Consider the following 13,060-nt stretch of genomic DNA (forward strand, 5'->3'; position numbering starts at 1 on the left):
CACTAAGAGGTTTAGCAGCGCATGCGTTCGTTCATTCTCCTCAGTCTTATCGTGATGTCTTCCTCCTGTGCCTTTGCGACAGCAGGAAATCCTTTAGATACTAAGTACAAAACGGAAGTCGAATCTTCGGTGCAGACGATTGATGAAAGAGATCTCGACGCTCTTGTCGAGGCACTGAATGAATTTATCAAGGCCGATCAAAAATACCGCTCTGATATGGAGCCGATTTTTAGAAACATCCGCAGAGAACTTGCAAAGCTTAAAGAAAAAGGTCTTCTAAAAATGGAATTCGATCCACGTCGTCTTTCCGACGAAGATCTTGCAGAGAAAATTCGTAAGATGACGACTTATAAAGAAGTCGCGGGGCCTTCGGTTTTAGTTAAAACAATTCAAGTGGGAATGGTGTGCACGGGACTCCTCACAGGAAAGTGCGGGCGTCTTCCAGAAATTCAAATGCCGGCTCCAGCACCTATCACTAGAGCCACGGGAACAAGATAGCGATCTTCGTTAATTTCTCCAATTAGAGGCTAACCATTTCCAGACTTCAGGACGGCGTTCACCAATATCAAAATGATTTCCATCAAACTCCACATACTCGTGATGAACTTGATGAGACTTCAAGATTTTTGAAATCTGTCGAGATCCATATTGCAAGTGGAAGTTGTCTTTAGATCCACAATCTAAATAAATTCCCGAAAGCTTTTTTAAATTGCTAATTCTTTCCGGCAAAAAGTGCAGAGGATCTTTTGCAAGCCAGTTTTTCCAAATCGAGGGGATTTTTTCTCCAGTATGCGTATCGATAGGAAACTCAAAATCACCGTGAGTGCCCTTCGCCGAATAACAAGCAGCCATTCCAAAAGCATTTACAATGGTGTGCCAGTTGCGCATCTTCATCAGTTTCCCATTGCGAAGTTCTTCAAGTGCACGAAGCCCTGACTCTTTATATTTTTCCCAAAGAGGAAGTGCGTGATAAAGTTCCGGCAAAAGGCTCGCTTCAAAAAAAGAATCCGGGGCAATAGCACCTACATAACCAAACACTTCAGGATACTTTGAACCTAAGTGCAAAGAACCGTAACCGCCGCTAGAACCTCCGGTCACACACCAGTCGCTCACTTTGTGTGAAACCGGGTAGTGTTCTTTCACGGCAGGAATAAGTTCTTGCATGATGTAGTCTTCATAATTTCCTGTCGCAGCGGAGTTGATAAACTGCGAGCCGCCCCAAGATGTCAATGCATCGACAAAAACATACAAAGCTTCCGGCGCTTCGCCTCGACCGAAACACTGATCAATCACTTGAATCGCATTTTGCTCGTGAAACTTCGGATTAAAATAATAAGGCGCATTGCCGGTGAAACCGCTAAGCACAACAACGACAGGCCACGGTCCCTCAGAGCGAGGAACTAAAAGAGCGTTGTAGCGAGTTGTTGGATCTTTTAAAGGATTGTTTTTAAGAAGAGCACTTTCAATTTTCAGAGTTTCAATTTGAAAGTGCTCAACATCATAAGCGCGAAAATTTTTTAAGATCTCTGTTGTTTTCATGAAGAAAAGTCTGGCATCTTCACAGAGATCTATCAAACACTATTGAACAGGAAGCTTGACGATCTTTCCTAGCTCCAATGTTTTCGTGACAGAGCCAAGATATTTCATATTCGCATCCGTATTAGCCACAGCGTGCTCTGTGAAGGTCACCATGTGCGTGGATTCAAAGTAGCGTCCTGTTCCGGCAGAGCGGAAGCCCACAAAGAAAGTGTAATCCGAAGCGCCTTCCATCCAACCTCCACGGCCAAAAGAAGTGCGGATGATTTCTGTCACCTCAACAGCGCCGCAACCATCGATCCATCCATCAGGAGTGGCGCTGATTTTCTGACAGTGTTCCATTTCCAAGGTTTGTTTAAGCAAACTCAAGCGCGATTGCGGATCATCTAAAAGCATATTGATGAACTGAGGATTTTCAGCGCCATCCAGGTAGGCAGCGGCTTGCGTTCCATCTTTGTCCTCCGTTTCAATGCTGACGATAGCTTTATTGCTGTTTACTTTTTGAAAATCGCGAACGTCATCGGCATGCGCGGAAAGAGTGACAAAAACAGAAAGGACGAGGCCAAGGATCTTATACATATGAGAAACTCCTGATTTTGGAAGTGGTAATAGCCTTACTTTTAGGCAAAGCGCTTCTACCAAAGAACTGGAGCAAAGACGTTATAAATAAGTATAATGTTCCTTAAATTATTGAAATCAGTTAAGAATGCTCGATTTTCGTGGGCAGGGCCGGGAAGGGCTGAAACTCTTCTAACTCCTTAAAAAAGCTTGCTTTTACCTGTCAATCGACCTAAAACGATGAGTCCGTAATTATGACTGTCTAAGGCAATGGTTAAGAGCTGTCCCTATCGGGAGAGACGCCTTATCGGTGGAAGGTATTACTATGAAAATGCGCACACACTCAGGCGCTAAAAAACGTTTGAAAGTTCTTTCAAGCGGTAAAGTTAAAAAGAAAAGCACTCGCATGCGTCACTTGAACTCTCACATGAGCTCTAAGACGAAAAGACAACTAGGTAAAACATCATACGTTGAAGACGCGAACATGCTACAAGTTCGTCGTTGCTTGGTATTCTAGTTTTAAAAATTAAAGAAATTAATTGTCTTTCGGTGCCCGGCAAAGTCCGTGGCGTAATAGAGGTTTAAAATGGCTCGTGTAAAATCTGGTAAAACAAATCGTGCTCGTCACAAAAAAGTTCTTAAAAGAGCAAAAGGTTACTACAGCGCTGGTTCTCGCGCGTACATCCACGCGGTAGAGAAAAACGACCGTGGTATGGCATATGCTTACCGCGACCGTAAAGTTAACAAACGTAACTTCCGCACATTGTGGAACCAACGTATCAATGCAGCAGCTCGTTTGAACGGAACTACATATTCTCGTTTGATCGGTGGCTTGATTAAAGCTGGCATCCAAGTAGATCGTAAAATCTTGGCTGACCTTGCTATCAACGACGCAGCAGCATTCACTGCACTTTGCAAACACGCGTTGGCCTAAAGACAACGCCAACTTAACAGTTTGGCGTAGGCCATAAGCTCTGTTTGAAGGAGCAGCCATGAGCGAGTCTAACTCCCAGTTTGAACAAAGAAAGCGCGATCATATCAGGATTGCGCTGGATCCAAGGTCTCAGACCGATGGACAAAATGGATTAGACTCGATCGAATTGATTCATGAGGCTCTGCCTGAAATGGATTTTAAAGAGGTCGATATTTCGACCTCTTTTGTTTTTAATGGGGATGCAATTCCTCTTTCTTCTCCGATCTTTATTTCCTCTATGACAGCGGGTCATGAAAAGGGCCGCGAAATCAATGAAGCTTTAGCCAGACTCAGCGACCGCCGCCAAATCTTGATGGGCGTGGGATCACAACGTCGTGAGCTGGAAGATTCCAATGCTGCTGAAGAGTGGGCTCGCGTGCGCAAACAAGCGCCGAAAGCAAAACTTCTTGGAAATATTGGAATCGCTCAGCTGATTAAATCTCCGATAGATAAAGTTCGCCGTCTTGTCGACTCAACAGAGGCTGTGGCATTGTTTGTTCACCTCAATCCTTTGCAGGAAGTTCTGCAACCTGAAGGAACTCGCGATTTCAAGAATGGTCTTAATGCCATCGAAAATCTTGTGAAGATGGTGAATGTTCCTGTTGTCGTGAAAGAAGTCGGTTGCGGGTTTTCAAAAGAAACTCTGAAACGACTTGAAGGCACGGGGATTTTTGCCGTGGATGTGAGTGGCAAAGGCGGAACGCATTGGGGCCGTGTTGAAGGCTATCGCTCTCAAGAATCTGAGATGCTTTACAAAGTGGCTCAGACTTTTTCGAATTGGGGTATTAGCACTGTACAATCGATACTCAATGCGAAGGAAGCTCGTGTGCCCTATGAAATCTGGGCTTCTGGCGGCGTAAGAAATGGTCTAGAAATTGGTAAGTTATGTGCCTTGGGGGCTGCGAAAGTCGGAGTGGCAAAACCATTCTTAGAAGCAGCTTTAAATGGGGACGGAGCTTTGGAAGAGCTTCTTAATAAACTCGAACTTGAACTGAAGATCACGATGTTCTGTACCGGTTCAAGAACGCTGAAGGATCTTCAGACGAAGAGGGTGACACAATGACAAAACAACTCCATGACATCTTCAAAGGTTTCTCAAAACTTTCCCGCGAGGAAAGACTTAAAGCTCTGATGGAAGTCGGCGTACTTCATGATTCAGACGTGGACTACATCGCTAAAGGCGGTCTTCGTGACACGGCTTTGGGCGAAAAGTTTATTGAAAACGTGATTGGCTACTTCCAACTTCCTCTGGGAGTTGCAACAAACTTCCGTATTGATGGTAAAGACTTTGTCATCCCTATGGCGGTCGAAGAAACTTCGATCGTGGCTGCAGTTTGTAAGTCGGCGAAATGGATTCGTGAATCAGGCTCTATCACAACGGAAGTTGTGGGAACTGAAATCATTGGTCAAATTCAATGTGCGAAAATTAAAGATTACGCGACATTTGAAACACAAATCTTAGCGCAGAAAAACTATCTTATTGAAATCTCCAACCGTGAAGTGGCGTTCGGACTTGTTCGTCGTGGCGGCGGAGTGCGCGATATTCAAGTGCGCCGTGTGCCTCGCGGTGATGGCACCGACATGGCGGTGGTTCACGTTTTGATGGACCCTTGCGACGCTATGGGTGCAAACATCATGAATCAGGTTTGTGAATACTTAAAAGAGCCGATTGAGACATTCACAGGTGAAAAGGTCACAATGTGCATCCTTTCAAATCTTGTGGATTCTAAAATCACTCGTGCGATCGTTCACATCACAGACATCGATCCTGAATTGGCCGAAAAAATTGAAGAAGCTTCTTTGTTTGCGCAGCAAGACCCGTATCGTGCGGCAACAAACAATAAAGGCGTCTTAAATGGTATCGACCCAATTTTGATCGCAACCGGCAATGACTGGCGTGCGGTTGAGGCGGGTATTCACGCTTATGCGGCTCGTGACGGTCAATACCGTTCTATCACTCGTTGGTTCCGTGACGGTGAGGGTGGACTTAAAGGGATCTTTGAGGCTCCTTTGATCGTGGGAACTGTCGGCGGTGTGACGACTCTTCATCCAACGGCGATGATGTGCATGAAGATGCTTGGAACGACTTCAGCAAATGAACTTTCTCGCGTGATTGCAGCCGTCGGCCTGGTACAAAACTTGGGAGCTTTGAAAGCTTTAACAACCGTGGGAATCATCGAAGGTCACATGAAACTTCACACAAAGAATTTAGCTTTGGGTGCGGGAGCTGAAGAAAAAGAAATTCCTCTGGTGCAAAAGAAATTAGAAGAGATCTTGGCTGTTCGTAAGCGTATTTCTTTAAGCAACGCGATTGACGTTCTTAAAGAGCTTCGTTCGTCGCAAAGAGCTTCTTCGACGCCGCAACATCACTCTTAAGGGTGCGGCCATGTCTTTGGTCTATTCGGTTCCAGGAAAAACATTTCTAGCTGGTGAATACCTGGCCCTTCACGGAGGGCCGGCACTGGTTTTTCTTTCTCAACCTTGTTTTGAACTGGAAGTGACTAAAGGTGCAGGTGGTAAAGGAACGATTCACAAGGAATCTCCGGCGGGCCGCTTTATGCAAAAGCATGAAGATTATTTTCTGCAATTTGATTTGAACTTTAAAGATGCCTACGCGGGTCGTGGAGGCTTTGGGGCTTCAACGGCGCAGTTTTTAGGTGTGTATGCTTTGTGGCTTCATAAAGAAGCTTATCATCAAGATATGGAAAAGATCTTGGACTTTAAACATCTCTTGGAAGCGTACTACGACGTCGCTTGGAATGGTGTGGGTCGCAGACCGAGTGGTGCGGATCTCGTTGGACAGCTTAAAGGAGCATTGACGTTTTTTGATAAACGCCAAGGTTTGATCTCGGTTAAAAGTTGGCCGTTTGAGGATTTAGAGTTTTTCTTAATCCACACAGGTAACAAAGTCGCAACTCACGAACATCTTAAAAAATTATCTGACTTTGACAGCAGCACTTTAGAGAAAAGTTTTACGTTCATCCGTGATTCTTTCGACAAACAACAAAGTGAATTGTTCGTCGAGGGTGTGAATTCCTATGCGGCAGCCTTAAAAGATTTGGGATTCACGTGTGATGAAACTTTGCAGCTTTTAGAAAAGCTTAAAGATTTAGACGATGTCAAAGCCGTTAAAGGCTGTGGAGCTTTAGGGGCGGATGTCGTTCTTGCCGTGACGACAAAGGGTGAACATCAAGCTCTTCACGATTACTGCTCTCAGCATTCTCTTTCTATTCTTTCTTCTTCTGGAAAAATTTCTTCAGGACTTCAGGTTCGAGGCTCGTTATGAATCAAGTTTTAGTTTCTGCTCCGTCAAATATTGCTCTTATTAAGTACATGGGGAAAATCGAAGGCACAGGAAATAAGCCGACCAATGCGTCTTTGTCTTATACTCTTGAGAACCTGAGGACTTTTGTGCGTTTGACGGAAATTGAAGGCAACCAAGATCAATGGAAGCCTTTGGTTCGCGAGGATCTTGAAAAAATCGAGCTTTCTGAAAAAGGGCAGCAACGCTTTATCAAGCACTTGCAAAGTTTGAAATCTAAATGGGGCGTTACTCAAAGTTTCTTGATTGAGTCTGCAAATAACTTTCCTTCAGACTGTGGTCTTGCTAGTTCCGCTTCTAGTTTTGCAGCACTCACGTTGGCAGCGTCTGAAATGTTTCAAAGAATCCATCCTCAACCCTGGGGAGATGACAAAAAAGTTTTATCTGAGCTTTCCCGTCAAGGGTCAGGCTCTTCTTGCCGTTCTTTGTACAGCCCATGGGCTTTATGGAAAGAAGAATACGCTCAACCGATGAATCTTCCTATCACGCATATGCATCACATGGTGGTTGTGGTGGAAGCCTCTAAAAAAGAGGTCTCAAGTTCAGAGGCACACAAGCTTGTAACAACAAGTCCAAGATTCCACGGGCGTCCCGAGCGTGCGGAACTTCGTTTGGCGGATTTATCTCAAGCTTTGCAGTTTAACGACTGGCACATGGCCCGCCAAATTGTGTGGGATGAGTTCATCGATATGCACCGTTTGTTTGAAACAAGTCAGCCTGCGTTTAGCTATATGACCGACGCTTCAAAAGCCGTCCTGGAAGACTGTCAAAAATTCTGGAATAGATGGCAGGATGGTCCGCTTGTGACAATGGATGCAGGTGCCAATGTACACATGCTTTTCAGATACGATCAAAAGAAAACTTTTGAAGAGTACCGCGAGCATTTTAAAAAGAATTTTAAGATTTTAGCTTTTGAAGGTGTTAAAGAAAATGTCCATTAACTTCACCTGCAAAGCTTTTGGAAAGTGGATTCTAGCCGGGGAGCATGCGGTTTTGCGTGGCATCCCTGCATTGGTTTTTCCCATTCAATCGCGCAACCTAGAGCTTAGTTATTCCCAGGGCGAAAATCCTTTAGAACTTCGTTTGATTGGTGATCACGGTAAAGATCTGCAATTGCTCGTCTGGGGTGTTTTAGAAAAAGCCTGTGAATTAAAAAAAATCTCTCGCAGCGATCTTAAAGGAACTTTGCTTCTTGAGTCTTCAATTCCTGTAGGTGCGGGCATGGGAGCTTCGGCGGCATTGTGTGTCGCTTTGACTCGCTGGTTGGGTTTTTTAGGTTACGTGAAAGAAGAAGAGTACTACGAGTTCGCTCGCACTTTAGAAAATCTTTTTCACGGCGAAAGCAGCGGTGTTGATATCGCCGTGGCACTTTCTGGCGAAGGTCTTTACTTTATCCGCAATGGTGAACGCAAACCTTTGCAAACGGCGTGGAAACCTCATTGGTACATCTCTTACTCCGGCAAAAGGGGTGTCACCGTCGATGCTGTGAACAAGGTGAAGGACTTGCTTCTTAAAAATCCAAGCCTTGGTGAAAAGATCGACGCAAAAATGGGTAAAGCCGTTGAAATTGCGGAGCGCGCCCTAAAAATGGACGCCAAAGAAGGTCTTCCAGTCTTGGCAGAGGCCATTGATCTAGCCGGTCAGTGTTTTGACCAATGGAGCCTTAACGAAGGTGCTCCAGCAAAACATATCGAGTGGCTTCGTGAACACGGCGCCTTGGCCGTGAAACCAACAGGTTCCGGCGGTGGCGGTTATGTGTTGTCACTTTGGGACCGCGAACCTGCCGCTGAAGTTTTAGAAAAACTCATCCCTTGTTAAGAAAAAAGGTACCTGGTACCTTTTTCTTATGATCAGAGAAATCCAAAAAGACATTCGTAAATCTGCCGATGCGACTCGTGCCAAAAATCTAAAAAGATTTTTTAAGACGGATCCGGGTGAGTATGGAGAAGGCGATGTCTTTATTGGACTCACAGTTCCTCAGTCACGAGCCTTTGCAAAAAAATATTTTGAAACTCCTCTTAAAGATCTTGAGGTTCTTTTAAAATCTGAAATTCATGAAGAGCGTTTGATTGCTTTGATCATTTTATCCAATCGTTTTGCAAAATCTGACGAGCGTGAGAAGTTTCAGATCTACAAACTTTATTTGAAGAACACAAAATACATAAACAATTGGGATCTCGTTGATACATCTGCTGAATACATTGTCGGCGGTTATCTCTATGACAAAGATCGAAAAGTTCTGCAACAACTCGCTAAATCCAAAAGTCTGTGGGAACGTCGAATTGCGATGCTTTCGACTTTTCATTTTATCAAGAAGGGCGAATACCAAGATACCCTTCGTATTGCCAGGATTCTTTTAAAAGACGAGCACGACCTTATTCACAAAGCGAGTGGTTGGATGCTAAGAGAAATGGGAAAACGTGTGAGTGAAAAGGAACTCCGGGGATTTCTTGAGAAATACGCTTCTAAGATGCCTAGGACCATGCTTCGCTACGCCATCGAAAAATTTTCTCCCAAAGACCGTCGGTATTATTTGGATTTGAAATAGCTGTCCTCAAAATCTCTGTGCGTCATCCGTATTTTTGGTGACACTCTATAACCCCTGCAATAGGTCTCCATCTTAAGAGGGAGGGAGTATGAGGGGACTCTTTTTTATTCTATTGTGGAGTGTGCAATCTTTTGCGCTAACAAATGCGATTCCTGCGGAAACACCGGAATTAGAATCGGCTGTGTTTTACAGCGCGACTTCTTATGATCCAGAAGCTAAAGAAGAAATGCCTGGTTACTGCAACGGTAATCTGGTTTCGAATCGTGTGATGGTGACCGCCGCTCACTGTGTTTTTATTGCAGAAGCTTTGAAGTCCCGCGAGATTGATCTTCAAGTGGGCGAGTACCGTTACGTGAAAACACCAGCAGGCGAAACACGTCGCATCGGTTATGCTCCTGTTCTTCGTGAAAAAGTAAACGCGCAGTTTTTCTTTACTCAAGACCTTAAACGTCGTTTGGATTCATCAGGTGTTCGTCTAAGAATTGGCCCCTCAGAAGATGTGGCTGTCGTAGTGTTTGATAAACCGTTGTCGCTCAAAGAAAACTTCCGTTTCACGCAAATCGCTTCAGCAAAAGACCTAGCCGGAGTTCTGCCTCAGGTTTTAAATTATTGGCCCACAGTCGTGACGATCAATCCCTTCGAGGAGATTTCAACGAACGATACAAAAAGAATGGCGAAGTTAGATAACCTCACAAAGGGTTCGGGTAATTTAGAATCAAAATCAAAAGCCCGTGTTCAAGCTGGCGACAGCGGTGCGCCTCTGTTCGTAAGAATTGGAACTGAATGGAAACAACTCGGCGTCGTAAAAGGCCGCGCTGAAACACTGTTTTCCAATTGGGATGTCTACGGACTTTTAGATCAAAAGATGTGCGATATCGCAAAGCAAGTCTCTGATGCTGAAACCAAAGCACTGCTTTGCAAATAGTTACTTCTGAAAGGAAGCGTAACTGAACAGGGCAATGCTCGCAGCCACTGTCGCGTTCAAAGATTCAACGCCTTGAGTGTGGACTGAAAGTCTTTTAAGACCTTTAAGTCCACTAAAGCCAGGGCCCTCTTCGCCAATAGCCAGGCGCACATTCTTCGGCCATTTGAAAGTCGCGACATTTTCGCCTTTCATATCGAGAGCAAAAATCTCTTCATTGTTGCTCGCTACAAAATCAGCAAACTTTCCGGTTTTCACCAAAGGCAATTTCAACAAAGCACCTGCTGAAGCCTTAATAGCTTTTGGATGGTAGGGGTTGCAGCTTTCTTCCGTCAAAATCATTTTGCTCGCACCAAACGCCAGTGCCGAACGAGCCAAAGCGCCCAGATTGGAAGGATCTCCCAAAGGAGAAACCACTTCCAAGCCCTGAGTACTTGCAGAAGTTAAGGGTTCAATCTCTTTAGGCTCAAGCACTAAAAGATTGTAGTGAGTGCCGACAACATCGATTTCGTTAAAAAGAGCCTTTGGCAATTTAAAAACAGGAATACGCTGGCCGCGCAATGTGGGAGCTGTCAAAGTGACGGACTTAAGATCCTCGTGAACGATCTCACCTTTGATTTTGAAATTCGGATTTTCCAAAAACTCGCCAATCAGTTTTTCTCCCATAAGGATAAACTCATTGTGTTTCTTAATGCCGCGAGCGGAGGAAAGATCCGCCCAACGTCTGAAATGGTCATTGGTTTTGGAACTGATTTCGATCACAGAAAGAAAGTCCTATTTCGTGCGATAAAGTTTTAGATCCAGGAAACGGTGCGAACCTGTTGCGATACGAAGCTTCGTGCCTTCATGATCTTTGAAAATCACAAACGCAGCTTCATGTTTTTCATCCATTTTAAGGTGACCATAGAAAATGCGGTCTGCTGACATAAACCAGCCTGAAGCCTTGCGAGTGAAAAGAGCCGCAGATTGAATTTGAATTGTAGAGCGCTGTGGTTCCATATCACTTTGCTCAATATTGATATACCAAACGGAGTTATGACCAAAAGCGACCCATTCACCTTGAAGATCTTCAGTGAAGATAGATTCGCGATCAACACTTGTTGGCCATGGAACTGTAGGCCCGTCGCCGGAGCGTGCAAAAGCAAAAACGCTAATAAGAATCAATAGGAGTGAGGTTAGGAACTTCATAGAGATGCTTCCTCCAAGTTCTTAAATTGGACAATAGACTGTTGGTTAAAATAGTATCCTTTGCGGTCGCGCAGGATGTAGCGTGGACTTTCTAAGTCCGGTTCAATCAAAGTTCGAAGACGTTTGATCGAAACGTAAATTAAGTTGTCGTGCAAATCCGGATCGTAAATCTGGCTCCAGATTTTAGAGACCAAATCTTCTTTCGAATAACGTTGACCCGGATTTTTAATAAAGAGCAGTGCGAGATCAAAAAGGATGTGTTGATTTTTGAAATCAATAGGCCCTCTAGTTTTCTCGCGGACAAAACGGCTCTTCTCATCAATTTGGAAGTCATAATGAGGCTTCAGGCCGTTTAAGTTTTCAGGACAGATCGCGGCAATAGATTTATAAAGTCTTGGCGCTTTTGTGCGTTCCAGACCTTTAAGCGCGAGTTCTCCGTATATCTTAAATTGCTCGTCTTGGTTTTGCAGACGATGAACGCGAGCTAACTGGGCTAGAACGCCCGAGATCGACAGAAGAAAACCTTGCTGCTTGGCGTGTTCATAGTTTTTCCACAGGACATCCAAAGCCTGATCGTAAAGACCTTTTTCAATATAAATATAACCGCGAATTGTTTTCGCGGTGAAATCCAGTTCAGGATTGTCAATTTCGCTCAGAAGAACTTCAATTTTGTCCAGATTCAAAAGAGCTTGCGAATGATTTTTAGGATCAAAAGAAAGACTGAAGGCACAAATGACTAAAGCGCGAACCAATGTGTCCAAATCGCGGCTTTGTGTCGCCTTCGCAATCGCCGAATTTAAGTAAGCTTGAGACTCATCCGTTTTGCCTTGAGAGCGCAACCAAGAGCCGATCAATGTTTCAGCTTGCGCCTGGTGAGCATCCGAAAGAATTCCGGAGGAAAGAAGATCTAAAACTTCTGTCATCACGGACTGCGCTAAAGGGATTTCCTCAAGCTCTACGCAAGATTGGAAATAGATACGGGCTGACTCAAGCCAAAATGCCGCTTCTTTTTCTTTTGAAAAAAGAGCGAGACCATCACCAGCCGTCAAACGGGCTTCGTGCAAGTCGCCTTTGCGCGCTTGCAATCGAGCTAGTTGTAAGAGGTGAGGGATTTGTGTCGTCATCAGTATTTTGCCCAGCGCTTTTTCTCTTCGCCAGAGAGTTCTTCTAAAAGAAGTTCTTCGCCTTCATCTTCTTCAGGTAAAGGCATGTTCTTGATTTTTTCGTAAACAACCAAGCGACGTTCGTGTGGAGAGTTTGGCAAAGAGTAAGCAACGTCTTCGACAAGTTTGTAGTACTCGCTCCAGTTTTTCTTTGCGGCGATGATTTCGGGATCAACTCCGGGACCTTTCATAAAGTAAACTCGACCGCCAATTTGCAAACAGCTCATCACGTTGCCAAGAGTGTTTCCAATATCTTCCACCGCACGAGTGATTGCGCCATTCACGGGATAAACGCAGTATTTATTAATATTGCGACCCAAGATATCCAAGTTTTTAAGTTTCATCTCAGAACGCACGTGTTTTAAAAACTCCACGCGACGTTGCACGCCTTCTCCCAAAAGAATTTTTTCTTCAGGGAACATGATTTTAAGAGGAATTCCGGGAAATCCAGGGCCTGTGCCTACGTCTAAAAGAGGAAACTGAAGTTTTGTATACTTCATGATGATGATGCTATCGATGAAGTGTTTAATAGCAATGTCGCGCAACTTCAGAAGACGAGTGAAGTTTTCTTTTTCTTGGTTCAGCATCAAAAGACGATAGAAATGCGCCAGTTGCATTCTTTGCTCGTGATTGACCATCGTGAAATCATGATTGCGAAAGACATCGGCCAGACGATCGTTGGCCTCATTAAGCTCATAAATCAACTCAGGCTTTTTATGACGCCCCATTTGTGGTCCCGAGGACGACAAACTTGCGCCTCCAAGGCCTTTTTTGCGGCTTTCTTGGCGAGCTTTATAGGGGCTGTAGTTGGTCTTATTCTTATGAGCCATGGGTCGGGGGAAGATAGAGC

General features: G+C 44.5%; 16 protein-coding genes. 10 read left to right on the forward strand and 6 right to left on the reverse strand.

The window, feature by feature from the left end:
• Window positions 1-21: 21 nt before the first annotated feature.
• Complete coding sequence (locus tag AAAA78_RS07500; protein WP_340591158.1) at window positions 22-498, forward strand: hypothetical protein; 477 nt, start codon at window positions 22-24, stop codon at window positions 496-498.
• Window positions 499-507: 9 nt separating this feature from the next.
• On the opposite strand, the gene AAAA78_RS07505 is transcribed toward AAAA78_RS07500, so the two are convergent.
• Window positions 508-1,539: an alpha/beta hydrolase gene (locus AAAA78_RS07505; RefSeq protein WP_340591159.1), complete on the reverse strand. Its 1,032-nt coding sequence runs from the start codon at window positions 1,537-1,539 to the stop codon at window positions 508-510.
• A gap of 39 nt (window positions 1,540-1,578) precedes the next feature.
• Entirely contained in the window at window positions 1,579-2,115 is a 537-nt protein-coding gene (locus tag AAAA78_RS07510) for a hypothetical protein (protein WP_340591160.1), read from the reverse strand.
• A gap of 304 nt (window positions 2,116-2,419) precedes the next feature.
• On the opposite strand from AAAA78_RS07510, the gene rpmI reads away from it, so the two are divergent.
• From rpmI to AAAA78_RS07555, 9 genes are all read left to right on the forward strand, one after another.
• Window positions 2,420-2,611, forward strand: coding sequence for a 50S ribosomal protein L35 (gene rpmI / locus AAAA78_RS07515; RefSeq protein ID WP_011164102.1), 192 nt, complete (start codon window positions 2,420-2,422; stop codon window positions 2,609-2,611).
• Between the two features lie 69 nt (window positions 2,612-2,680).
• Complete coding sequence (gene rplT, locus AAAA78_RS07520) at window positions 2,681-3,028, forward strand: 50S ribosomal protein L20 (protein WP_295904695.1); 348 nt, start codon at window positions 2,681-2,683, stop codon at window positions 3,026-3,028.
• 58 nt (window positions 3,029-3,086) lie between these two features.
• Window positions 3,087-4,130, forward strand: coding sequence for a type 2 isopentenyl-diphosphate Delta-isomerase (fni, locus tag AAAA78_RS07525; RefSeq protein ID WP_340591161.1), 1,044 nt, complete (start codon window positions 3,087-3,089; stop codon window positions 4,128-4,130).
• Window positions 4,127-5,443 carry a hydroxymethylglutaryl-CoA reductase, degradative gene (locus AAAA78_RS07530; protein WP_340591162.1) on the forward strand — a complete coding sequence of 439 codons (1,317 nt, stop codon included), beginning with the start codon at window positions 4,127-4,129 and terminating at the stop codon, window positions 5,441-5,443. Before fni ends, AAAA78_RS07530 begins: the two co-directional genes overlap by 4 nt.
• Window positions 5,379-6,353 carry a hypothetical protein gene (locus AAAA78_RS07535; RefSeq protein ID WP_340591163.1) on the forward strand — a complete coding sequence of 325 codons (975 nt, stop codon included), beginning with the start codon at window positions 5,379-5,381 and terminating at the stop codon, window positions 6,351-6,353. The genes AAAA78_RS07530 and AAAA78_RS07535 overlap by 65 nt, the downstream gene beginning before the upstream one ends.
• Window positions 6,350-7,330: a diphosphomevalonate/mevalonate 3,5-bisphosphate decarboxylase family protein gene (locus tag AAAA78_RS07540; RefSeq protein ID WP_340591164.1), complete on the forward strand. Its 981-nt coding sequence runs from the start codon at window positions 6,350-6,352 to the stop codon at window positions 7,328-7,330. Before AAAA78_RS07535 ends, AAAA78_RS07540 begins: the two co-directional genes overlap by 4 nt.
• On the forward strand, window positions 7,320-8,207 hold the full coding sequence (locus AAAA78_RS07545) for a mevalonate kinase family protein (protein WP_340591165.1): 888 nt from the start codon (window positions 7,320-7,322) through the stop codon (window positions 8,205-8,207). Before AAAA78_RS07540 ends, AAAA78_RS07545 begins: the two co-directional genes overlap by 11 nt.
• Before the next feature lie 28 nt (window positions 8,208-8,235).
• A complete protein-coding gene (locus tag AAAA78_RS07550) occupies window positions 8,236-8,937 on the forward strand; it encodes a DNA alkylation repair protein (RefSeq protein ID WP_340591166.1) in 702 nt (233 codons plus the stop codon).
• 88 nt (window positions 8,938-9,025) lie between these two features.
• Entirely contained in the window at window positions 9,026-9,862 is an 837-nt protein-coding gene (locus AAAA78_RS07555) for a trypsin-like serine protease (RefSeq protein ID WP_340591167.1), read from the forward strand.
• Here AAAA78_RS07555 and AAAA78_RS07560 read toward each other — a convergent pair whose 3' ends face one another.
• From AAAA78_RS07560 to AAAA78_RS07575, 4 genes are read right to left on the reverse strand one after another with little or no spacing between them, the layout of a single operon-like run.
• Window positions 9,863-10,621, reverse strand: a complete 759-nt coding sequence (locus AAAA78_RS07560) for a TrmH family RNA methyltransferase (RefSeq protein WP_340591168.1) — start codon at window positions 10,619-10,621, stop codon at window positions 9,863-9,865.
• A gap of 12 nt (window positions 10,622-10,633) precedes the next feature.
• A complete protein-coding gene (locus AAAA78_RS07565; RefSeq protein WP_340591169.1) occupies window positions 10,634-11,047 on the reverse strand; it encodes a hypothetical protein in 414 nt (137 codons plus the stop codon).
• On the reverse strand, window positions 11,044-12,171 hold the full coding sequence (locus AAAA78_RS07570) for a winged helix-turn-helix domain-containing protein (RefSeq protein ID WP_340591170.1): 1,128 nt from the start codon (window positions 12,169-12,171) through the stop codon (window positions 11,044-11,046). The genes AAAA78_RS07565 and AAAA78_RS07570 overlap by 4 nt, the downstream gene beginning before the upstream one ends.
• Window positions 12,171-13,040, reverse strand: coding sequence for a 16S rRNA (guanine(527)-N(7))-methyltransferase RsmG (locus AAAA78_RS07575; protein WP_340591171.1), 870 nt, complete (start codon window positions 13,038-13,040; stop codon window positions 12,171-12,173). Before AAAA78_RS07575 ends, AAAA78_RS07570 begins: the two co-directional genes overlap by 1 nt.
• Between the last annotated feature and the right edge of the window lie 20 nt (window positions 13,041-13,060).

This window comes from Bdellovibrio sp. BCCA, from assembly GCF_037996825.1.
In the GTDB taxonomy this organism is placed as follows: Bacteria; Bdellovibrionota; Bdellovibrionia; order Bdellovibrionales; family Bdellovibrionaceae; genus Bdellovibrio.

Coding starts and splice junctions, on each gene's coding strand:
- AAAA78_RS07500 (WP_340591158.1), top strand. CDS start 22: ATGCGTTCGTTCATTCTCCTCAGTCTTATCGTGATGTCTTCCTCCTGT.
- AAAA78_RS07505 (WP_340591159.1), bottom strand. CDS start 1,539: ATGAAAACAACAGAGATCTTAAAAAATTTTCGCGCTTATGATGTTGAG.
- AAAA78_RS07510 (WP_340591160.1), bottom strand. CDS start 2,115: ATGTATAAGATCCTTGGCCTCGTCCTTTCTGTTTTTGTCACTCTTTCC.
- rpmI (WP_011164102.1), top strand. CDS start 2,420: ATGAAAATGCGCACACACTCAGGCGCTAAAAAACGTTTGAAAGTTCTT.
- rplT (WP_295904695.1), top strand. CDS start 2,681: ATGGCTCGTGTAAAATCTGGTAAAACAAATCGTGCTCGTCACAAAAAA.
- fni (WP_340591161.1), top strand. CDS start 3,087: ATGAGCGAGTCTAACTCCCAGTTTGAACAAAGAAAGCGCGATCATATC.
- AAAA78_RS07530 (WP_340591162.1), top strand. CDS start 4,127: ATGACAAAACAACTCCATGACATCTTCAAAGGTTTCTCAAAACTTTCC.
- AAAA78_RS07540 (WP_340591164.1), top strand. CDS start 6,350: ATGAATCAAGTTTTAGTTTCTGCTCCGTCAAATATTGCTCTTATTAAG.
- AAAA78_RS07545 (WP_340591165.1), top strand. CDS start 7,320: ATGTCCATTAACTTCACCTGCAAAGCTTTTGGAAAGTGGATTCTAGCC.
- AAAA78_RS07550 (WP_340591166.1), top strand. CDS start 8,236: ATGATCAGAGAAATCCAAAAAGACATTCGTAAATCTGCCGATGCGACT.
- AAAA78_RS07555 (WP_340591167.1), top strand. CDS start 9,026: ATGAGGGGACTCTTTTTTATTCTATTGTGGAGTGTGCAATCTTTTGCG.
- AAAA78_RS07565 (WP_340591169.1), bottom strand. CDS start 11,047: ATGAAGTTCCTAACCTCACTCCTATTGATTCTTATTAGCGTTTTTGCT.
- AAAA78_RS07570 (WP_340591170.1), bottom strand. CDS start 12,171: ATGACGACACAAATCCCTCACCTCTTACAACTAGCTCGATTGCAAGCG.
- AAAA78_RS07575 (WP_340591171.1), bottom strand. CDS start 13,040: ATGGCTCATAAGAATAAGACCAACTACAGCCCCTATAAAGCTCGCCAA.